The organism is Knoellia subterranea KCTC 19937 (genome assembly GCF_000768685.1).
GTDB classification, from domain to species: domain Bacteria; phylum Actinomycetota; class Actinomycetes; order Actinomycetales; family Dermatophilaceae; genus Knoellia; species Knoellia subterranea.
Map to the genome: position 1 here is coordinate 1 of NZ_AVPK01000005.1, position 20,107 is coordinate 20,107.

General features: G+C 69.9%; 18 protein-coding genes. 12 read left to right on the plus strand and 6 right to left on the minus strand.

Features of this window, described 5'->3' with window-relative positions; genetic code table 11:
• Positions 1 to 302: 302 nt before the first annotated feature.
• From ligD to N803_RS09500, 8 genes are all read left to right on the plus strand, one after another.
• A complete protein-coding gene (ligD, locus tag N803_RS09465) occupies positions 303 to 1,322 on the plus strand; it encodes a non-homologous end-joining DNA ligase (RefSeq protein ID WP_035904602.1) in 1,020 nt (339 codons plus the stop codon).
• Complete coding sequence (locus N803_RS09470; protein WP_052112114.1) at positions 1,319 to 2,176, plus strand: uracil-DNA glycosylase; 858 nt, start codon at positions 1,319 to 1,321, stop codon at positions 2,174 to 2,176. Before ligD ends, N803_RS09470 begins: the two co-directional genes overlap by 4 nt.
• A gap of 37 nt (positions 2,177 to 2,213) precedes the next feature.
• Positions 2,214 to 2,606 carry a TOBE domain-containing protein gene (locus N803_RS09475; protein ID WP_035904997.1) on the plus strand — a complete coding sequence of 131 codons (393 nt, stop codon included), beginning with the start codon at positions 2,214 to 2,216 and terminating at the stop codon, positions 2,604 to 2,606.
• Positions 2,603 to 3,430: a molybdate ABC transporter substrate-binding protein gene (modA, locus tag N803_RS09480; protein WP_035904603.1), complete on the plus strand. Its 828-nt coding sequence runs from the start codon at positions 2,603 to 2,605 to the stop codon at positions 3,428 to 3,430. Before N803_RS09475 ends, modA begins: the two co-directional genes overlap by 4 nt.
• Entirely contained in the window at positions 3,427 to 4,221 is a 795-nt protein-coding gene (locus tag N803_RS09485) for an ABC transporter permease (RefSeq protein ID WP_035904605.1), read from the plus strand. Before modA ends, N803_RS09485 begins: the two co-directional genes overlap by 4 nt.
• Positions 4,222 to 4,237: 16 nt before the next feature.
• Positions 4,238 to 5,278 (plus strand): sulfate/molybdate ABC transporter ATP-binding protein, encoded by a 1,041-nt coding sequence (locus N803_RS09490; protein ID WP_035904608.1) that lies wholly within the window; start codon positions 4,238 to 4,240, stop codon positions 5,276 to 5,278.
• 22 nt (positions 5,279 to 5,300) lie between these two features.
• The gene (locus N803_RS09495; RefSeq protein ID WP_052112115.1) at positions 5,301 to 6,302 is read left to right on the plus strand and encodes a quinone oxidoreductase family protein; all 1,002 of its coding nucleotides are present in this window, start codon (positions 5,301 to 5,303) and stop codon (positions 6,300 to 6,302) included.
• A gap of 88 nt (positions 6,303 to 6,390) precedes the next feature.
• Positions 6,391 to 8,514 carry a hypothetical protein gene (locus tag N803_RS09500; protein WP_035904609.1) on the plus strand — a complete coding sequence of 708 codons (2,124 nt, stop codon included), beginning with the start codon at positions 6,391 to 6,393 and terminating at the stop codon, positions 8,512 to 8,514.
• A 147-nt stretch (positions 8,515 to 8,661) separates the two neighbouring features.
• Here N803_RS09500 and N803_RS09505 read toward each other — a convergent pair whose 3' ends face one another.
• The 3 genes from N803_RS09505 to N803_RS09515 all read right to left on the minus strand — a co-directional run bounded on the left by N803_RS09505 (position 8,662) and on the right by N803_RS09515 (position 11,222).
• Entirely contained in the window at positions 8,662 to 9,003 is a 342-nt protein-coding gene (locus N803_RS09505) for a hypothetical protein (protein WP_035904611.1), read from the minus strand.
• A 201-nt stretch (positions 9,004 to 9,204) separates the two neighbouring features.
• A complete protein-coding gene (locus tag N803_RS09510) occupies positions 9,205 to 9,972 on the minus strand; it encodes a LuxR C-terminal-related transcriptional regulator (protein WP_035904612.1) in 768 nt (255 codons plus the stop codon).
• Positions 9,969 to 11,222, minus strand: coding sequence for an ATP-binding protein (locus N803_RS09515; protein WP_245617146.1), 1,254 nt, complete (start codon positions 11,220 to 11,222; stop codon positions 9,969 to 9,971). Before N803_RS09515 ends, N803_RS09510 begins: the two co-directional genes overlap by 4 nt.
• Positions 11,223 to 11,348: 126 nt before the next feature.
• Here N803_RS09515 and N803_RS09520 point away from each other — a divergent pair, with 126 nt between their 5' ends.
• Positions 11,349 to 12,986: a PspC domain-containing protein gene (locus N803_RS09520; RefSeq protein ID WP_035904614.1), complete on the plus strand. Its 1,638-nt coding sequence runs from the start codon at positions 11,349 to 11,351 to the stop codon at positions 12,984 to 12,986.
• Between the two features lie 3 nt (positions 12,987 to 12,989).
• Positions 12,990 to 13,499, plus strand: coding sequence for a hypothetical protein (locus N803_RS17480; protein WP_052112116.1), 510 nt, complete (start codon positions 12,990 to 12,992; stop codon positions 13,497 to 13,499).
• Positions 13,500 to 13,503: 4 nt separating this feature from the next.
• Here N803_RS17480 and N803_RS09530 read toward each other — a convergent pair whose 3' ends face one another.
• Both N803_RS09530 and N803_RS09535 read right to left on the minus strand, forming a co-directional pair.
• Entirely contained in the window at positions 13,504 to 14,184 is a 681-nt protein-coding gene (locus N803_RS09530) for an NUDIX hydrolase (protein ID WP_035904616.1), read from the minus strand.
• The gene (locus N803_RS09535; protein ID WP_245617148.1) at positions 14,181 to 15,371 is read right to left on the minus strand and encodes a glycosyltransferase; all 1,191 of its coding nucleotides are present in this window, start codon (positions 15,369 to 15,371) and stop codon (positions 14,181 to 14,183) included. The genes N803_RS09530 and N803_RS09535 overlap by 4 nt, the downstream gene beginning before the upstream one ends.
• A 26-nt stretch (positions 15,372 to 15,397) precedes the next feature.
• Here N803_RS09535 and N803_RS09540 point away from each other — a divergent pair, with 26 nt between their 5' ends.
• Complete coding sequence (locus N803_RS09540; RefSeq protein ID WP_035904620.1) at positions 15,398 to 16,360, plus strand: PIG-L deacetylase family protein; 963 nt, start codon at positions 15,398 to 15,400, stop codon at positions 16,358 to 16,360.
• Positions 16,357 to 17,400, plus strand: coding sequence for a lysylphosphatidylglycerol synthase transmembrane domain-containing protein (locus tag N803_RS09545; protein ID WP_035904622.1), 1,044 nt, complete (start codon positions 16,357 to 16,359; stop codon positions 17,398 to 17,400). Before N803_RS09540 ends, N803_RS09545 begins: the two co-directional genes overlap by 4 nt.
• A 25-nt stretch (positions 17,401 to 17,425) precedes the next feature.
• Here N803_RS09545 and asnB read toward each other — a convergent pair whose 3' ends face one another.
• Entirely contained in the window at positions 17,426 to 20,101 is a 2,676-nt protein-coding gene (gene asnB, locus N803_RS09550) for an asparagine synthase (glutamine-hydrolyzing) (RefSeq protein ID WP_035904624.1), read from the minus strand.
• Positions 20,102 to 20,107: the final 6 nt, after the last annotated feature.

Here is a 20,107-nt window from a genome sequence, read left to right on the forward strand (position 1 = left end):
ACAACGCCCTCCGCGGCCAGAGCCGCCGTGTGACCTACGCCTTCGACGGCACCCTCCTCAACGACGGACCACCACCACGCATCGACCTCGACACCACCACCCTCGGACGCGACCTCGTCGTCGCTTTCCCACCACGACCCCCACGACCACCCGACCCCATCCCCTTCTGAACCAAGTCAGTCGGGTCGAGGACAACGGGGCCAGCCCGACGAGACGAGTCAGACCAGACCAGTCCGACGAAGATGAGACCGACGGGACGAGAGCGAGGCGACGAAGGATGCGAACGGCATACGGTGGGGTGCATGGCCTCTCGCAAGGGTGAGTTCGGCGAACCGGTGTACCTCGACGTCGCCGGCCACGAAGTGAAGCTGTCCAGCCCCGAGCGGGTCTACTTCTCCGCGCGAGGCGAGACCAAGCTGGACCTCGCGACCTACTACATCGCCGTCGGTGACGGCATCGTCAACGCCCTGCGCGAGCGACCGACGATGCTGCACCGCTTCCCCGACGGGGTCGACGGCGCCAAGGTGCACCAGAAGCGGGTCCCCCGCGGGGCACCGCCGTGGCTCGAGACAGTTCGCCTGCACTTCCCCCGATGGGGCCTGCACGCCGACGAACTCTGCCCCACCGACCTCGCCCACATCGTGTGGGCCGTGCAGATGAGTACTGTCGAATTCCACCCCTGGAACAGTCGCCGGGCGGACCCGGAGAAGCCCGACGAATGGCGCATCGACCTCGACCCGATGCCCGAGGCGCCGTTCGACCGGGTTCGCCGCGTCGCCCACGTCGCCCACGAGGTGCTCGACGAACTCGGCGCCACCGGCTTCCCCAAGACGAGCGGCGGCCACGGCCTGCACGTCTATGTCCGCATCCAGCCCGACCACGGCCACAAGGAGGTGCGCCGCGCCGCCCTGGCCTTCGCCCGTGAGGTCGAGCGGCGCGCTCCGGACGACGTCACCACGACGTGGTGGCGCAAGGATCGCGACCCAGCGGCGGTCTTCGTCGACTACAACCAGAATGCGCGGGACCACACGATTGCCAGCGCCTACTCTGTGCGCGGCAACACGATCGGAACGGTCTCGACTCCGATCGACTGGGACGAGATCGACGACGTCGAACCCCGAGACAACACCATCGCGACCGTGCCCGAACGGTTCGCCAGGCTCGGGGACCTGCACGCCGACATCGACGACCACGTCTTCGACATCAGTCCCCTGCTCGAGTGGGCCGATCGGGACGAGCGCGAAGGTGCCGAGACCCCGCCCGAACCCGAAGGCGACACCGACACCGATGACTCGTCCAAGGGTCCGGCCAGGAAGTCATGACTCTCGGCGACGAGATCGTGCGCGTCGGCCCGGATCCACATCCGATCACCGGCCAGCCGTTCACGTCACCCGTTCCACCCGGCACCGGCTGGCCCGGCGACCCGGCCGACGAGAACACCCCGGTGGCGCACAACCCTGACGAGGTGCGTGAACTGGCCTCCGGCACAGCGGAACTCGCCGAACTCGATGCCCGGGTCAGCGTCTGCAGAGCCTGCCCACGCCTCGTCGACTGGCGCGAAACGGTTGCCAGAGCAGGCCGCCGGGCGTCGTTCGCCGACCAGCCCTACTGGGGGCGCCCCGGACCGAGCTTCGGAGATCCCGACGCCGACGCCCTCATCGTCGGCCTCGCCCCGGCCGCCAACGGCACGAACCGCACCGGCCGAATGTTCACCGGCGACGCCTCGGGCGACTTCCTCTTCGCCGCCCTTCACCGCACCGGGTACGCCAACCAGCCGACCTCTGCCGGCGCCGGAGACGGCCTGGAACTCACCGGCATACGCATCATCGCGTCGGTGCGCTGCGCCCCGCCGGAGAACACGCCCACCCCCGCCGAGAAGGCCACCTGCGCCACGTGGCTCGGCCGCGACCTCGACCTCCTCGGAGACCGACTGCGCGTCATCTTGACCCTCGGGGCGATCGGTTGGAGCGGTGTCCTCAACGCGACGTCGACGCTCGGCTGGGACGTCCCGAAACCGCGCCCCAAGTTCGGGCACGGCGCCGAGGCGACACTTCACACCCCGACCGGTCATCCCGTGCGGCTCGTGGGCTGCTTCCACGTCAGCCCGCACAACACCTACACCGGGCGCCTCACCCCGGAAATGCTCGACGCCGCCCTGGCCGGCCTGCGAAACTGAGTATTTCCACCGCACTTGCGGGTCTAGAGTGATCTCCATGCCGCAGATGCGCCTCTCCGAAGCCGCGATGTTCCTCGGCGTCAGCGACGACACTGTCCGACGCTGGGTCGACAGCGGCGCCCTTGAGGCCCAGACCGACGACGCCGGTCGCAAGGTCGTCGACGGCCACGCCGTCGCCCTCCTCGCCCGCGAGCAGTCGCGCGCCGCAACGGACCCGTCCAGCGTTGGCCGCAGCGCCCGCAACCGTTTCGTGGGACTCGTCACCGACATCCAGACCGACAAGGTCATGGCCCAGGTCGAGCTCCAGTGCGGCCCCTTCCGTGTCGTCTCGCTCATGTCGAGCGAAGCCGTCCGCGAGCTCGAACTCGAGCTCGGTTCCGTAGCCGTCGCCGTCGTGAAATCGACGACCGTCATCGTGGAGACCCCGTGAAAACACAGACCATCCGGTATGCCGTCCGCTCCTCCATCGCTCTCACCGGCCTTCTCGCATTGGCCGCCTGTGGCGGTAGTGACTCCGGCGACGCGACGGGCTCTGGCGCGAATTCCACTGCGACACAGTCAAACTCGTCCAGTGCACCCGCACGCACCCTCACAGTCTTTGCCGCCGCCTCCCTCCAGAAGCCGTTCGAGGAGATCGGCGACGCGTTCGAGAAGGCCCACCCCGGAGTGACCGTGAAGTTCAGCTTCGGCGGCTCGTCGGGGCTCGTCGCCCAACTCCAGGAAGGCGCCCCCGCACACGTCCTCGCCACCGCCAACGAAGCGACGATGGACAAGGCCGTCGCCGACTCCCTCATCAGCGGGACACCGACGCCGTTCGTCTCCAACACGCTGCAAATCGTTGTGCCACAGGACAATCCGGCTGGCATCACCGGTCTGGCCGACCTCACCAAGTCCGGCACCAAGGTCGTGCTGTGCGCCCCCGCGGTGCCGTGCGGGGCGGCGTCCACGAGTGTCGAGAAGTCGGCGGGGATCGACATCAAGCCGGTCAGCGAGGAGCAGTCCGTCACCGACGTCCTGGGCAAGGTGCGCTCCGGTGAGGCTGACGCGGGCCTCGTCTACGTGACCGATGTGGCCGGAGCGGGCACCGAGGTCAAGGGCATCGACTTCCCCGAGGCGAAGTCGGCCATCAACATCTATCCGATTGCCGCCCTCAAGAGCGCCACCGACGCCGCCCTCGCCACCGAGTTCGTCTCCGCCATCACCGGAGCCGACGGACAGGCGGTGCTTCGGGAAGCAGGATTCGCGGCTCCGTGACCCGAGCCAACTTCCCCCGGTGGCTGCTCGTCCCGGCAGTCCTCGGTGCACTCCTCGTGGCCGTCCCGATCGGCGCCATGGCACTGACCGTCGACTGGGCCAACTTCGGAGCGCTCATCACGTCCGAGGCATCGCGGGCGGCGCTCTGGCTGAGCCTGCGCACGGCCGCGGCGAGCACCGTGTTCTGCCTCCTGCTCGGGATCCCGCTGGCTCTTGTGCTGGCGCGCACGAGCGGCACCGCGGCGACCCTGTTGCGCAGTCTTGTGCTGCTCCCGCTGGTGCTGCCGCCCGTGGTGGGAGGCATCGCCCTCCTCCAGGCCTTCGGTCGTCGCGGCATCCTCGGCCACACGCTCGACGTCCTGGGGCTCGAGATCGCCTTCTCGACGACGGCCGTCGTCATCGCCCAGACGTTCGTCGCGATGCCGTTCCTCGTCCTGAGCCTCGAAGGAGCACTCCGCGCCGCCGGCACCCGCTACGAGGACGTCGCCGCCACTCTCGGGGCAGGGCCCACGACGGTGTTCACCCGCGTCACCCTCCCCCTCGCGCTGCCGGGCCTCGTGTCGGGCACGATCCTCGCCTTCGCTCGCTGCCTCGGTGAGTTCGGCGCGACGATCACCTTTGCCGGATCCCTGCAGGGCACGACCCGCACCCTCCCCCTCGAGATCTATCTCCAGCGCGAAGGCGACCCCCGCGCTGCCGTCGCCCTCTCCCTCGTCCTCGTCGCCGTCGCCGTGCTCGTCATCGGCTTCACCCGAGCCCGTCCGGGCTCCCTCTCGGCGGGGACGTCATGAGCACGGCGGGCACGTCATGAGCCTCGAGGTCGACGTCGCCGTCCCCGAACGCGACGTCGAGGTGGCATTCACCGTCGAGACCGGCGAGACCCTTGCCCTGCTCGGGCCCAACGGCGCCGGCAAGTCGACCGTCCTCGCGGCCATCGCGGGCCTGATCGCGCGCAGCGGGACCGTCCGGCTCGACGACATGACCCTCGCGGACGAGAGCACGGGCACGCACCTCCGCCCACACGAGCGCGGCATCGCACTCCTCGCCCAGGAGGCCCGCCTCTTCCCGCATCTCACCGCCGGCGACAACGTCGCGTTCGGGCCGAGGGCCCACGGCCAGTCGCGTCGCGACGCGCACACCACGGCGGTGAGATGGCTCGAGGAGGTGGGCATGACGGCATACGCGGATCGTCGGCCCCACGAGCTGTCCGGCGGCCAGCAGCAGCGGGTGGCCATCGCGCGCGCACTCGCGACCGAACCCCGCGTCCTCCTCGTCGACGAACCCCTGTCCGCCCTCGACGTCGAGTCCGCCCCGGAAATTCGCGACCTCCTGCGCCGCGTGCTCGCCACTCGCACAACGGTTCTCGTCACTCACGAGGTCCTCGACGCGGCCCTGCTCGCCGACCGCGTCGCCGTCATCGACGCAGGCCGGATCGTCGACCTCGGTGACACGGCTCGGGTGCTCGGCCGGCCACGCAGTGACTTCGGCGCCCGGTTCGCCGGGCTCAACCTCGTGCGGGGCGTCGCCGTGGGGGAAGCCCTGCGTATGCCGGACGGTCGCCTCCTCCACGGCCTCGCCGAAGTGCCCCTGACCGATGGTTCCCCGGCGGCAGCTGTTGTCGCCCCGTCCGCCGTGAGTGTCCACCTCGACCACCCCCACGGCAGCCCCCGCAACAGCCTCGCCGCCACGGTCGTCGACCTCGAACCCCACGCCCACCTCGTCCGGGTCCGCACCGACGTCCTCAGCGCGGACATCACCGCCGCGGCGGTCGCCGAACTCGGCCTGGCCCGCGGCAACCCCGTCGTGCTCTCGGTCAAGGCCACCGAGGTCCACCTGCACCCGGCCTGAGTCGCCTCGCTAACCTGAGGTGATGGCTTCCGGTTCTTCCCTGCCCGAGTCCGCCCCCGCTCTCGTCGTCCCCCGACCCGGGGGCGGCGACGTCCTCGAGGTCCGCGACGAGCCCGTGTCCCAGCCCGGTCCGGGGCAGGCCCTCGTCCGGGTCGCAGCCGCTGGCGTGAACTTCATCGACACCTACCAGCGCGAAGGCGTCTATCCCATCGAGACCCCGTTCGTTCTCGGCAATGAGGGTGCGGGTGAGGTCGTGGCGGTCGGCGAGGACGTCAGCAGTTTCGTCGTCGGCGACCGGGTCGCCTGGGCCCAGGGTCTCGGCTCCGCGCGCGCCTACGCGGTCGTGGACGCCCCCAACCTCGTGCAGGTGCCGCCCGCCGTCGACCTCGAGGTCGCGGCGGCCGCAATGCTCCAGGGCCTGACCGCGCACTACCTGTCCACGAGCACGTATGCCGTCCGGCCGGGGTCCGTGGCCCTCGTCCACGCCGCTGCGGGCGGCGTGGGGCAGCTCCTCACCCAGATGATCACGAAGCGCGGCGGCCGGGTCATCGCCACGGCCGGGTCCGCCGAGAAGCTCGAGGTGGCACGCCTGCGGGGCGCCGACGACTTGCTCAACTACCGCGAGGTCGACGACCTCGCGGCCGCCGTGCGCGAACTCACCGAAGGAGTGGGTGTCGACGTCGTCTACGACGGTGTCGGCAAGGACACGTTCGAGGCCTCGCTCGCCTCCCTACGACCCCGTGGGCTCATGGTGCTCTACGGCGCGGCGAGTGGGCAGGTGCCTGACTTCGACCTGCAGCGTCTCAACAGGCTCGGCTCGCTCTTCGTCACCCGCCCCAGCCTCGGCGCCTACATCGCGACCCCCGAGGAACTGCGCGCCCGCACGACCGAACTCTTCGGCTGGATCGAGTCCGGAGAGGTGCAGATCACCATCGGTGGGCGCTACCCCCTCACGGACGCGCGGACGGCATACGCCGATCTCGAAGGGCGACGCACGCAGGGCAAGCTGATCCTGATCCCCTAAGCGGTGACAGGCCGCCCCGGGCCGGGATAAGGTCCGCCCAGTACCGACGCGCGGTCGCGCGAGGTGGTCTGAATCCAAGGGGAATCTCATGAAGCGCTGGTTCCGCGCGTCGTCAGTCGGCGCGCTCCTTCTCGCTGCTGGGGTGGGCGTCACCGCGACCCCCGTCGCAGCCTCCACCGCAGCATCGGCGGCGTCCGTTCCGGTCCGCAACGAACTGTCCATCGTCACGGCTGCGGGTGCGTTCGTGCCTGCAGTGACGACGCAGACACCGACGGTCACCGGCTCGGGCTCCTCGTGGACGTGGGCGGCGGGGACGAACTCCGTCCAGCTGAGCCCGGCCACGGGCGAGACGTTCAAGGTCGGAACGTTCGCGATCGGCACGGCGGCCGGCCAGCTCGGCGTGCAGGTCACCGGCAACAGCAAGACCTGCACCACCACGGGGACCTCGCGCGTGACCGTGCACGACGTCACCTATGACGGCGACAACGTGACCTCCCTCGCAGCCACGGCCCAGGTCGCCTGCGGCGGCACCGGTCAGACCGCAGTGGAGCTGCGTCTCAACAGCACCGTCGGTGCGGAGCGAGGCTGGAGCCAGCCCCTCGGCAAGGACGCGGGCGTGCGCCGCATCACCTTCACGTCCCCCGAGGCCAGCACGGTCAAGGACGTCGCCTGGGTGGGTGACCTGCCCGCCGAGATCAAGAACAACACGTGCGCCAACGAGGCCCTCCCGGCCGGTGGGACCTGCACCGTCGACGTCTACGCCCACCCGATCGAGGACGGGGCCCAGTACCTCGCCCTGACCATCCGCGACGCGGACGGCAAGCGCCTCGACACGACCTCGATCATCACGCAGAACACGCGGCAGCCGGACGGCTCCTACACCCCGCTGGCCACACCGCGCCGCTTCGCCGACACCCGCCAGACCACGCCCCTGCGCGCCGGCGCGCCGCGTGACTTCCAGATCACCGGCGTCAACGGCATGCCGTCCACCGGGGTCTCTGCGGTCGTCGTCAACCTCACGGTGGTCTCGCCGTCCGCCAACAGCTACGTCACGGCATACCCGGCGGGTCAGGCCGTGCCGACGGCATCGTCGATCAACTACACCAAGGGCTGGACGGGCGCGAACGCCGTCACGGTCAAGGTCGGCACCGGAAGCCTCTACGGCAAGATCCGCCTGCTCGCCGGCAGCGGCTCCACGCATGTCCTCGTCGACGTCGTCGGCTACTACCGCAACCCGGCAGGCACGTCGTCCGCCGCAGGGGCCTACGGCTCCTACCACGCGTTCGAGCCGTTCCGTCTCTACGACAGCCGCAAGGACGTCAAGGTCAACGGCTACGAGATCTTCGACCTCAGCGCCGACTTCGGGTCGGTCAACCCCAAGATCAAGGCGCTCGCCATGAACGTCACCGCCGTCGCGCCGGAGGGTTCGGGCTACCTCACCCTGTGGAACGGCATCGGCAGCATCGACGTGCCCGTGGTCTCGACGCTCAACTTCACGACGGGACGCACCGTCCCGAACATGACCGTCGTCCCCGTGGGGCGCCAGGGCACGGTGCCGGCCTTCACCGTGGCCAACGGCTCCTCCAAGAAGGTGCACGTCATCGTCGACATCATCGGCGTCTTCGACGACGACACCCTCACGGACGGATCACGCCTCAAGGCTCAGGCGACCCCGAAGCGCATCCTCGACTCGCGCTACGGCATCGGCTTCGGCCGGCTCGGCCCGGGCGCGACGGGCACCGGCAGCGCCGGCTCCGTCGCCGGCGCGTGGACGACCTCGCTCTCGGCCAACCTGACCGCGGTGGCGCCGTCCAAGCCGACCTGGCTCACGATCTGGGCTGCCGGCGATCCGAAGCCGGGCGTGAGCGCGATGAACCCCTATGCCGGCAAGAACGTCGCCAGCATGGTCATGCCGGGGCTGTCGGAGAGCAACCAGTACTCCATCAACAACGCCGACGGCACCACGCACGTCCTGCTCGACGTCGTCGGGACGTTCGAGTACTACCGCACCGCAGACTACGCCCCGACGTCCGGTGTCCTCACGGGCAACGGCCCGGCCTGGAGCAGCACCGCGGACGATGGCCCGAGCGCCGCAACGCCTCGTGCCGGTGCCGCCAAGGGCACCGACAGCGCCGACAGCACCGACAGCGAAGCCGGCGCAGCTCGCATCGCTCCGGCGCGGACGCTCGACGCGCGCCTCAACGTGCGCTGACCACAAGAGGCACATGCAGGGTCCGCCCCGATCATTCGGGGCGGGCCCTGCATGCGTGTTGGTGGTGCTCAGGCTGCTCTGGTTGGGTGAGGCGCCCGGGTTGCTGGTTGGACTCCGGGCGCGTTGGTGCTCAGGCGCGGTGGTGCCTCAGGTCCAGAGCGTGGCGATGAGTGCGTTGATGATCGCGAGCGCCCCGGCGGCGTGCACGAGTCGCGGTTCGCCCTGCCCGCGGCGCTCACGCCCGGCCGCGATCTCGGCGCAAGCGGCCACGGCGAGCGCGACGAGCAGCTTGACGCCGATCTTGGTGTGGTTGACGTCGCCGTCACCGGCTTCGTTGATCCCGACGAGCACGAGTCCCGTGATGATCTGGGCCCGTGCGCCCCACACGAGCCACGGGGTGGGCACACCGCGGCGCACGACGACACTTCCGACGATCGCCAGAAGGCCGAGGAGGTGCAGAACGACGAAGACGACCTTGAGTGCATCCATGGCACTGAGATTAGCCACCGCACCGAGCACCGCAACGAGCGACCTCTGCGCCGGTCACGCGACCCACACTTCACGTTGTGCGCCGGTCGCGCGATCGGCGCAGATGTTGGTGACCGGTGCAGGAATGCAAGCGCCGCTCATCACGGTGAGCGCCGGTCGCGCGATCGGCGCAGATGTCGTGAACGCGACGGCCGCGGCGCGTCAGACGAGGCGGCGGCCCATCGCCCAGGCGGTCAGTTCGTGCCGCGACGACAGTTGCAGCTTCCGGAGCACCGAGGAGACGTGCGTCTCGACCGTCTTCACCGAGATGAAGAGCTCCTTGGCGACCTCCTTGTACTGATAGCCGCGCGCAATGAGTCGCATCACCTCACGCTCTCGGGCGGACAGTCGGTCGAGCTCCTCGTCGACCTCGGCGATCTCACCCGCGGCGGCCCCGAACGCATCGAGGACGAACCCCGCCAGCCGCGGCGAGAACACGGCGTCCCCGTCGGCGACCCGTCGCACGGCGGTCGCGAGGTCGCGGGCCGTGATCGTCTTCGTGACGTAGCCGCGAGCGCCGGCCCGGATGACGGCGATGACGTCCTCGGCCGCATCGGACACCGACAGTGCGAGGAAGCGCACGGGGGCTCCGGCCTCCGTCTCGACGCCCACGCACCCGTGGATGACGTCGGCGCCGCCCTTGCCCGTGCCGCCGGGCAGGTGCACGTCGAGGAGGACGACATCGGGCCTGGTGTCGCGGATGACCTTGACGGCGGCTTCGACGTCAGGTGCCTCACCGACGATCTCGATGGCCGCGCCGGCTTCTTCTGCGAGCTCGCTGCGGACACCCGTGCGGAACATCCGGTGGTCGTCGACGAGGACGATCCGGACGGGTCCGGTGCGCGGCGCGCTGGGCTGATTCGACTGGCCGGGCTGGCCGGAGCCGCCCGGCGGCAGGCCGGACGGACCGGGTTGCGTGGGCTGGGTCATGACTCGTCTCCTTCGAGAGGCGGCAGCGTCAGCTCCACCTCGGTTCCGTCCTCACGGCGGCGCACCCTGGCGGTGCCCCCGTGTCGTTCCATCCTGCCGAGGATCGACGCCCGCACACCCAACCGGTCCTCGGGGATGTCGTCGAGGTCGAAGCCCTCGCCGCGGTCGCGCACGAACGCCTCCACTCCCGTGGGCCCGATCTCTGCGTATGCCGTCACGGGCGGCTTCCCGTGTCGCGTCGCGTTGAGCATGGCCTCGCGCATCGCGCGAACCAAGGCCGTGCCGTGCTCCTCGAGGGGCCGGTCGCCCGTGACGACGAGATCGATGACCACACCGCTGTGGTCCTCGACATCGTGTGCAGCGGCCGTCACCGCGGAGGCGAGGGTCTCGTCGGAACCGGCCGGACCGGCATACAGCCACGAGCGAAGCTCGCGCTCCTGGGCACGCGCGAGCTGGGTGACGGACGCGGGGTCGTGGGAGCGGCGCTGGATGAGGGCGAGGGTCTGCAGGACCGAGTCGTGGAGGTGGGCCGCGATGTCGGCGCGCTCGTTGGCGCGGGCCGCCACCTCCTGCTCCTCGCGGTAGTCGCGCCACAGCCGCACCACCCATGGCGCGGCGATGAGGGTGGTGCCGACGAGGACCGCGAGGGTCGCGAGAAGGGCATCGCCGATGGCCGCGAACGAATTGCCCCGGACGGTGAGCACGAGGATGCCGATGACGGCGACGGCGATACCGAGTCCAAGGCGCAGGACGAGGAGTCCGCGGTCCTGGGGCGACGTGCCGAGCCACTTGGTCCGCTCTGCGTCGTCGAGGTGGGACCACGCGACGGCGACGCCTCCGGCGATGAGGAGCAAGGGGAGGAGGATGCCGGCCCGCACATCGACGCCGGCCCACTGGAGTCCGACGACCGTCCCGATGAGCACGAGCAGCCCACCGGCCGCGACAAACATGCCCCACCGGGACTCGCCGAGGCCGGAGACCGCGCGCAGGGCACCCGGCTCGCGCTGGACGCCCCCGGTGTCGCTCGACGGGGTGACGACCCACAGGAAGAGGTAGACCGGCAGTCCGGGGCCGGTGAGGGCCAGCACGATCATCGCGACGTGGACCCACCGCCGACTCACGCCGAGGTGCTCGGCGATGCCGGCGCACACTCCCCCGAGCCAGCGGCCGTCGAGGGGTCGGGTGAGGGCCGGACGTCCCGGTGGGGCGTCGGCTGCCTGGTCCCTCAGGCGTTCGTACGGTGTGGCCACTCCCCCATCCTGACGCACGATCGAGCCGAAGGAGGCCGTCGCCGGGGTCGCTCGGGGGTCCCCTCAGGGAGTCGTCAGGGTCGACCCTCATGGCAGCGAGGCTCCGCGTCGGCCACTGTTGATGACATGACGCAGACATCAGGGCCGAATCCGGCCACCCCCACCCAGGGCCCGGGCCAGACCCAGGGCAGCAAGTTCTGGGATGACATCCTCTCCACCGGAATCCGCCGGGACCGCTCCCGCCAGTGGTTCGGCGGAGTGTGTGCCGGAATCGCGCGCAAGGTCGACGTCGACCCCGTGCTCATCCGGGCCGCCGTCATTGCGCTGACCCTCTTCGGCGGGTTCGGTGTCGTCGTCTATCTGATCGCCTGGCTCCTGCTCCCCGACGAGACGGGGCGCATCATGGCCCGCGACGCCATCGGCCGCGACGGGTCCGCCGATGCCGGTGGCGCCATCGCCCTGTCGGTCATCGCGCTCATCGTCATCGCCGCGATCATCTTCGGGGACGACGGCTTCCTCATCGGCTGGGGCGTCATCCCGCTCGCCGTGATCGGCTGGCTCGTCTGGCGTCACCAGCAGGGCAAGCAGGCTGCAGCAACGTCTCCGTGGGTCGGAGCGCCCGTCTCCGGGGCCGAACCGCAGTTCTCGGGTACGTCCATGAGCCGGTCCGGGGCCATGCCCGCCTCCCAGCCCGGTTCCCCCGACACGACCATGTATGCCGCGAGCTCGGCTCCCGCGTTCCCGGCCACCTCCGCGTCGGCCCCCGTGTCACCCCCCGCGTCACCCTCCGCGTCGGCCCCCGAGTTCCCGGCGACGTCCGCACCGGCGCACGACGAGGCGTCGGCACAGTCCGGCAGCACAGCCGAGACCCAGACCGCCTGGTACCCGCCGCCCGCTCCCCCCATCCCCCCGCGCGCCCACGTCCCGCTGGCTCCGCCCCCGCCGCCGCGTCCGCGCCGTCGTGGGGCCGGGTTCGCCGGATTCGCCCTCGTCCTGGGTGCCGCGATCGTCGGCTACGGCGCGGGCCTGATGCTCGACGACCCGCTGAACTTCCCGGGCTCCTCCGAGCTGCTCGGCGGCATCATCGGCCTCGCCGCCGCATCCCTTGCCACGTTGATCATCGGCCTCATGGGCCGTCGCAGCTTCATGGCTTCGGCGCTCGTCCTCATCCTCGGTCTCGGCACTGCCGGCGCCGCGATCGGCGAGGAGACGCTGAGCAACGGTCAGGGCAGTCGCACCTGGGTGCCGTCTCTCTCGACGACCAACTCCGTCTACGAGCTCGGCGCCGGAGAATCCACCCTCGACCTCCGTCCCCTCGTGGACCAGCTGGCCGCACCGCAGCCTGCCCCCTCGGTCGCGCCCACCCCGAGCACGGTGCCGACGCCGAGCCTGGCACCGGCACCGGCACCGACGGACTCCCCCTCGGCCGGTGCGACACCGGCGCCCACCGTGGCGCCGTCCGCAAGCGCTGTCCCCGCTCCGAGCGCGGCCCAGCCACTGGTGCCCCAGCGGATCGAGGCACGCCAGGGTGCTGGCGAGATGCGCATCATCGTGCCGCGAGGTGCCAACGTCCGGATCGTCGCGCGGTCCGACTTCGGCGAGGTCGTCGTGCGTGGTGACCTGCCCGGCGCCTTCTCCGACCGCGACAACGGCAACAACAACGGCCCGAGCGAGACCGTGACCGTCAACGTCGGCGGGGCCGCACCCACCATCATCGTCCGCGCCGACATGCGCTTCGGCCAGATCACCATCCAGGAGGGCTGACCGATGAGCCAGCACGACCCGAACACGCCAGAGCCCACCACCCCCGAGCCCACCACGCCCGAGACGAGCACCTCGAGCGACCCCACGCGGGCCATCGAGACCCACGAAACCGAGGTCCTCGAGACGATGCTCGACGAGTCGCACGAGGGGCGCACGTCCTCCTCCGACTCCCCCGAACCGGCGGCGACGCTGCCGGCATCGGAGCCGGCGCCGGACACGCGCCCCGGACCCGCGGACCCCTCTCCCGCACCGGCATACGCGCCGCCTGTCGCGTCCCAGTACGCGGCGCAAGCGACGCAGCCGGCCGTCCAGGAATTCAAGTCCGGCCCGGCTCCGATGACCTCCGTCATGGGACTCCTCGGCCTGCTCACCGCCATCGCGGTGCTCCTCACGCAGGCCACCGATCTCGACATCCATTGGGGTGTCGTCGGACCCGTCACCGTCGTCGGTGCCGGAGTCCTGCTCGTCGTCCTCGGACTGGCGGGTCTGCGCGGTCAGCGCTTCAGGGGCTGAGAGCTCACCGCACAGGCACGCCGGCAGCGGCGAGTGCATCCGGGACCGAGCTCGCGAGCGTCACGCTCGCGAGCTCGGTCTCGTGCACCCACCGGGCAGCCGACGTCGAACCACCGACGTCGAGGACGACCGGGTCCGTGGGTTCGGGACACGTGGCGGTGTGGAACAGCCGCACCGCATGGAAGTCCTCGACGCGTCCGCTCGGCGCGCGACCCACCCAGTGCCGGGTCATGACCGTGAGCAACGTGACGTCGGTGACGTGCTGTCCGGTCTCCTCATGGACCTCGCGGACGACGGCGTCGGAGGGTTGCTCGCCGGGATCGAGACCGCCACCGGGGAGGTTCCACAGGCCCGCGGCGTTGGTCCTGGCCGACAGCTCGGTGACGAGGATTCCTCGCGAGCTCCGCACGACGGCATACGCCGCAATCCGTTGGTAGGGAACGACTTTCGCGAGATCCTCGTCCGTCACGTCCTCGTCGTGCGGGACCACGGCGGAGGGTGCGACGGTCGCGTGGGAGGCGCGAACGGCATACGTGATCGTGAGGTCCTCGGGTGAGTCGCGCACGGCAGACACGGGTTCGCCCGACCATCCGCGGGTCGCGAGTTCCGTTGCGGGGTCGGCTCCGTGCGCCAGCTCGAAGCGCGCGACCTCCCGATTCCCCTGCAGCGCAACGATGCCGATCATCGGACTCGTCCCCGCGCGCGCTCGTATTCGCCCAACGTCACCTCGGTGATCCGCTCCCACGACTGTGCGGGTGGGGTCGTGAGGTTGTGGGTCCGGATCTGCGCGAGTCGGTCGGCGTCCGCCGCGAGCTCCGCGAGTCCCGTTGCGAGGTCCTCGTCGGACGAGCGGAGTATGCCGTTGCGCCCGTCCGCGACGAAGTCCTCCACGCCGGTGCCCCTCAGGGCCGCCACGGCGAGTCCCGCGGTGCGCGCTTCGAGCGGTGCGATGCCGAAGGCCTCGAGGCGAGCCGTCGTGAGATAGATGTCGCTGCGCCAGTGCAGAGCCCGCAACTCGTCCCGAGTCACCCGCCCCGGCAGGTGGATCCAGTCGATGCCGTGGCGCTCCAATTGCGTTGTCATCAGGCGGCGTTGGGGACCGTCGCCGACAAGGTGGGATTCGAGTCGCACGTGAGGAGCGATGCGGTCCAGGTGGGTGCGTGCCGCCCGGAGAACGTCGACGAGCGCCCCCGGACGCTTGCGCCGCACGAAGCGCATGGCGCTGACGACCCGCACCACGGAGTCACCGGCAGAGTCGCCGGTGGAGTGGCCGGCGGCGGCACTGCTGGGCGCGGCATCGACGTCGCCCGGCGCACGCCACTGGGCGACGTCGATGCCGTTGCCGAGGACCTCGACCGGCACGCCGCCAGCGATCCCCGCCACACGCTCTGCGGCCATCGACGACACAGCGGACAGGGCGGCGCCGGCCTCGCCCCATCGGCGGGCGTGCCCGAGAGCTCGGAAGAGCGGCGCGCTCCGGTCGATGACGCAGTGCCACGTCGCCGCGGTCGGCAGGCCCACGTCGAGCGCGACACCGATCATGTCCGTGGCGAACGGGCTGACGACGCCCATGTGTCCATGGGCGACGTCGAAGCCGCCACGGACAAGCAGTTCTCGCACCTCGTCCTTGGCAAAAGGGTTGATCGGTGGTGCACCGGGGATGCGCAGCGGCAGACGGTGGACGGTCACGACGGTGCCGAGGTGCGGGTCGGTCTCCCGGTGCGTCGTCGCCTCGCGGGTGTCGCTGGGCGTGGCCGTGACGACCTCGACCTCGTGCCCCTCGGCCGTGAGCCGGTGCGCGAGATCGTGGACCTGGACCTCGATCCCACCGAGGCGCGGCAGATAGCAGTCCGACAACAGGGCGACCTTCACGAACGTCAACCTTGCCATGCGTCAGGATGGAGCCGATGACGCGCACGCTCGTGGCCTTCCACGCACACCCTGACGACGAGGCCCTCCTCACCTCCGGCACCATGGCCAAGGCCGCTGCCGAAGGACATCGCGTCGTGCTCGTCATCGCCACCGACGGAGCCCTCGGCCTCGCCTCGGACGACTTCAGGTCGCCTACCAATGACTTGAACGCGTCCACCGAGCCCCGGCCCGACGCCGACTCCGAGGTGCCACCCAGCTCGCTCGCCGACGTGCGGCTCGACGAGGCCCGGAAGTCCGCCGAGGCACTGGGCGTCGCCCGGGTCGAGTGGCTGGGCTACGCCGACTCGGGGCACGACGGGCCGATCCCGGCCGACCCACCCGGACAGGTCCGCTTCTGCCGTGCGCCGATCGAAGAGGCCGCCGAACGGCTCGCCGCCATCCTCCGCACCGAGCGCGCCGACGTGTTGCTCACCTATGACGCTGCCGGCGGCTACGGGCACCGCGACCACGTCCGCGTCCACGAAGTCGGCGCCCGCGCTGCCGAGATCGCCCGCGAGACCTCGGGCACGGCGCTCCCCCGCGTCCTCGAGGCCACGGTCCCCCGCGACACCATCGCCCGCGCGATCCGGCTCGTGGGCAAGGTCTATCGCTTCCCCGACGAGTTCGACCCCACGAGCTTCGAGCGAGCCTTCACCGCCCGCGCCGACATCACCCACCGCATCAACGTCCGCCAGCACATCGCCGCCAAACGCGCCTCCATGCGAGCCCACGCCTCGCAGGCCTCGAACGACGGCTCCCAGAGCGGCGACCGCACGCTCGCGGCGTTCCTACGGATCCCGCGTCCTCTCTATGACCTCGTGTTCGGCCGCGAATGGTTCCGCGACCCCGACGCGGCGGCGGACGACACAGGCACACCGCACGCGACGGGGGCCGACAACGTGAAGCGCGCACCCGGCATACGCACCGACGTCTTTGAGGGGTTGCCGTGAGCAAGCGGACCAAGCAGGTCATCCGGGCAGTTCTCGGGATCGCCCTGGCGATCGGGATCATCAGCTGGGGATTCCCGAGGCTCGCCCACACGACGTGGGCGGCCGTCTTCGAGAACCTCAAGGCCGTGTCGCCGTGGCACTCCCTCGGCTTCCTCGGGCTCGTGCTCGTGGGGCTGTGGTCCTACACGTTCACGTTCACGGGATCACTGCCCGGGCTGTCGCACTGGCGCGCGTTCGTCGTGAACATCTGCGGCTCGTCGGTGAGCAACCTGCTCCCCGGTGGCGGCGCGGTGGGACTCGCGGCGACCTACACGATCCTGCGGTCGTGGGGATTCAAGAACCGTGACGTCTCCACCTCGGCCATCGTCACCGGCGTGTGGAACACCCTCGCCCGGATCGCGCTCCCGATCATCGCCATCATCATGCTGTGGTGGGGCAACGACGGCCTACCGGCGGCGTTGACGCGACTCGCCTGGGGTGGAGCGCTGACCGGGCTGACGATCCTCGGGGTGTTCGTCGCAATCCTCGCCAGCGAGAAGGCTGCTCAGACCATCGGGCGCGGACTGGACCGGGTGCTCGCGCCGCTCTTCCGCCGCCGGAAGCGCACCATGAGCATCGCCGATCTCGTCCATGACATGCGGGGCCGCATCAACGACGTCGTCCGCAACGGATGGCTCCAGATGACGCTGGGCATGGTCGGCTTCTTCGGCTTCTACTACCTGCTCTTCGTGCTCATCATGCGGGCCGTCGGAGTCGACGAGCTGCCACTGGGCATCCTGTTCGCCGCGTTCGCCATCGGTCGGTTGCTCACGGCCGTCGGTGTCACCCCGGGCGGCCTGGGCATCACCGAGTCCGCGATGGTGTTCGCGCTGGTCGAATGGGGCGCCGACGGCACGGCCGCCCTGACCGGTGCGATCCTCTTCTCGATCTTCACGCACCTCATGGAGGTGCCGCTCGGTGCGCTGGGCTGGCTCACGTGGTCGATGAGCCCCAAGGCGGCACCCGAGGAGATCGAGGCCGCCGAGGCCACCGCCCACTGAAGCCCGAAGACAAGGGGCCGCGCGATCAGTCCTGGATGAAGACGAGCGCCATCGGGGTCTGCTCACTGCCCTGACCCAGGGGGTTGTCGGCGAACATCTCCTCGAACCGCGCCTTGTCGTCCGGCACGTCGCTGCCGAGGACGTTGCGGCCGATGTCGTTGGCGTCCATGACGATCGTCCCGGCGAACGCGTCCCTGTATGCCGCAGGCACCCGACTGCGGATCCCGGCCGACAGGCGTGCGGCCACGTCGTCGGGGTCCTTGGGTGCGAGCTTGGCGGACACGTTGCTCGGGTAGGCGGAGTACTCGGTCGGGCCGTCGATGGCCGCGATCTGGTTGCCGACGAGTTCGTAGAACAGGCCCTTGCGCCCGATCGCCTTGCCGACCGCGCCACCGGCGGCGGCGTAGAGGACGCGCGGCAGGCCGGCCTCCTCGATCGCGAGCTGCATGGTGAACGGCGAGCCGAGACCGATGCCGGCCGGCGTGCGGGTGACGTAGCGGGACAGGACCCGAGCCGGCTTGCCGACCTTGATGTCCCAGACGAAGAACGAGCGGCCCTGCGTGATCGCGATGATCTTCTCGGAGATGAAGAGGTACCAGCGGCCCTTCGTCGCGGCGTCGTGCTCCGCGCCCGCCGTCGGCAGGGTCTCGAAGAACTCGTCGATGCGGGCGAGGACCTTGGCGTCGAGGTCGTCGTCCTTGGCGAAGAGCTCGGTGCGCAGCGGATAGCGACGGACGGTCTCGCCACGGTCCGTCGTGAGGTCCAGCGCCTTCCCGGCGTTCGGCTCGACGTCGGACTTCGGCGCGGCCTGCGCGGTGGCCTTGTCGACCTGCGGCTCCTCGTCGAAGTACTCCTGAAGCCACAGCTCGAGGTTGATGAAGCGCCAGAACATCATCGTGTCGGCGTTGTTCGAGCCCTTGATCCAGCCCTCGAAAGCGTGCAGCACCTCGGTCTGGTTGAAATAGGGCCGGTTCGCGAACGACTCCGACAGGAAGATCGAGTAGAAGTGGTTCTTGAGCCGCATGAACCACTCGGACTGCGGCGTCGTGAAACCGATCTTGTTGCGGCGACGGTTGATCGACTCCGGCAGCAGGCCGCGGGTCGCGTCACGCAGGATGCGCTTGTTCCAGCCGTCCTTGATGATCGCCTCGTCGGTGAGGCTGAAGATGAACTTCACGACCTCCTTGTCGAGGAACGGCACGCGTCCCTCGAGTGAGAAGCGCATCGTGTTCTTGTCCTCGTAGCGGAGCAGGCTCGGCAGCGAGTTGTGGAAGAGGTCCTGGACGAGCCGCTTCTTGAGGTTGCTCTGCTCTACGGGGAAGCGCTCGTCGGTCCACTGCGACGTGAAGCTCGGGTTGAGCAGCGACGTCACGGGCACGTCCTTGCGGCCCTTGAGCTTGGCCTTGACCCGGAAGCGGCCGAGACGGAACAGGACGTCGAGCGACTTGCTCAGCTCGGCCGCAGCAGCCTTGGCGCCCTGGGCGCGCAGCTGCCGCAGGTAGACGGCGTAGTACGGGATGTAGCCGGCCATCATCTCGTCGGCGCCCTGGCCGTCGAGGAGGACGGTGACGTGCTTCGTCGCCTCGCGCATCACCTGGTACTGCGCGTAGGGACCACTGGAGATGAGCGGCTCCTCCTGCGTGCGGACGAAGTCACGCAGGTCGGCCTTGAAGTCCTCGGGCTTCGGCAGGATCTTGTGCCCGTCGACGTGGCCCGTGCAGATGTCGAGGACGGCGTCGACGTAGCGCTCCTCGTCGTTGATCGAGTTCGGGAAGACGGCGCTGAAGGTGTTCTGCTGCACGCCGACCGACTCGGTCGTCTTGTCACCGTCGTTGATGAGCTGGTTGATGACGACGGCCACGGCGCTCGAGTCGAGACCCCCCGACAGGGACGTGCCGACCGGCACCTCGGACTGCAGACGGAGGCGGATGGACTCGATGAGGCGCGCCTTGTATTCGGCCGCGGCCGCGTCGTCGTAGGGACGCTGCTCGGTGGCCAGTTCCAGCAGTTCCTCGCGCAGGCGCGTGAACATCGAGCGGCGTATGCCGTTCGCGTCCGCCTCGAGCATCTCGCCCGGCTGGAGGCGCTCGATGCCGTCGAAGAACGTCTCCGTCCCGTCCTCGTGGGCGCGGAACTTGAGGTAGCGGTAGATCGAGCGCTCGTTCGGATTCTTCTCGTAGAGGCCGCTGCGCAGGATCGGGCGGATCTCGGAGGCGAACAGGAGTCCCTCGGACGGGGACCCACCCTCGGAGCCGGCCACCCGGCATACATAGACGGGTTTGATCCCGAAGTGGTCTCGAGCAAGGGTGAGCCGCTGCTCGTCGCGGTCCCAGATCGCCAGGCCGAACATGCCGTTGAACCGGTCGAACGCCTCGCCGCCCCACTGCGCGAACGCCTGAAGGACGACCTCCGTGTCGCTGTCGGTCTCGAACGTGCGACCGAGTGCCTCGAGCTCGCCGCGCAGGTCGAGGTAGTTGTAGACCTCACCGTTGTAGGCGATCGTGTAGCGCCCGTCGGCCGTCGCCATCGGCTGCTGACCGTGAGCGACGTCGATGATCGAGAGGCGGCGGTGCGCGAGCCCGCACGGTCCATCGACAAAAACGCCCTCACCGTCGGGACCGCGGTGCTCCATGCAGTCGTTCATCGTGCCCAGAAGCGCCTCGTTGGCGTTCAGGCCGTAATAGCCGGCGATGCCGCACATGCGTTG

What these genes read in the sequence shown, in the direction of transcription:
- ligD (WP_035904602.1), top strand. Translation starts at nt 303, where the DNA reads ATGGCCTCTCGCAAGGGTGAGTTCGGCGAACCGGTGTACCTCGACGTC.
- N803_RS09470 (WP_052112114.1), top strand. Translation starts at nt 1,319, where the DNA reads ATGACTCTCGGCGACGAGATCGTGCGCGTCGGCCCGGATCCACATCCG.
- N803_RS09475 (WP_035904997.1), top strand. Translation starts at nt 2,214, where the DNA reads ATGCCGCAGATGCGCCTCTCCGAAGCCGCGATGTTCCTCGGCGTCAGC.
- N803_RS09490 (WP_035904608.1), top strand. Translation starts at nt 4,238, where the DNA reads ATGAGCCTCGAGGTCGACGTCGCCGTCCCCGAACGCGACGTCGAGGTG.
- N803_RS09495 (WP_052112115.1), top strand. Translation starts at nt 5,301, where the DNA reads ATGGCTTCCGGTTCTTCCCTGCCCGAGTCCGCCCCCGCTCTCGTCGTC.
- N803_RS09500 (WP_035904609.1), top strand. Translation starts at nt 6,391, where the DNA reads ATGAAGCGCTGGTTCCGCGCGTCGTCAGTCGGCGCGCTCCTTCTCGCT.
- N803_RS09505 (WP_035904611.1), bottom strand. Translation starts at nt 9,003, where the DNA reads ATGGATGCACTCAAGGTCGTCTTCGTCGTTCTGCACCTCCTCGGCCTT.
- N803_RS09510 (WP_035904612.1), bottom strand. Translation starts at nt 9,972, where the DNA reads ATGACCCAGCCCACGCAACCCGGTCCGTCCGGCCTGCCGCCGGGCGGC.
- N803_RS09520 (WP_035904614.1), top strand. Translation starts at nt 11,349, where the DNA reads ATGACGCAGACATCAGGGCCGAATCCGGCCACCCCCACCCAGGGCCCG.
- N803_RS17480 (WP_052112116.1), top strand. Translation starts at nt 12,990, where the DNA reads ATGAGCCAGCACGACCCGAACACGCCAGAGCCCACCACCCCCGAGCCC.
- N803_RS09530 (WP_035904616.1), bottom strand. Translation starts at nt 14,184, where the DNA reads ATGATCGGCATCGTTGCGCTGCAGGGGAATCGGGAGGTCGCGCGCTTC.
- N803_RS09540 (WP_035904620.1), top strand. Translation starts at nt 15,398, where the DNA reads ATGGAGCCGATGACGCGCACGCTCGTGGCCTTCCACGCACACCCTGAC.
- asnB (WP_035904624.1), bottom strand. Translation starts at nt 20,101, where the DNA reads ATGTGCGGCATCGCCGGCTATTACGGCCTGAACGCCAACGAGGCGCTT.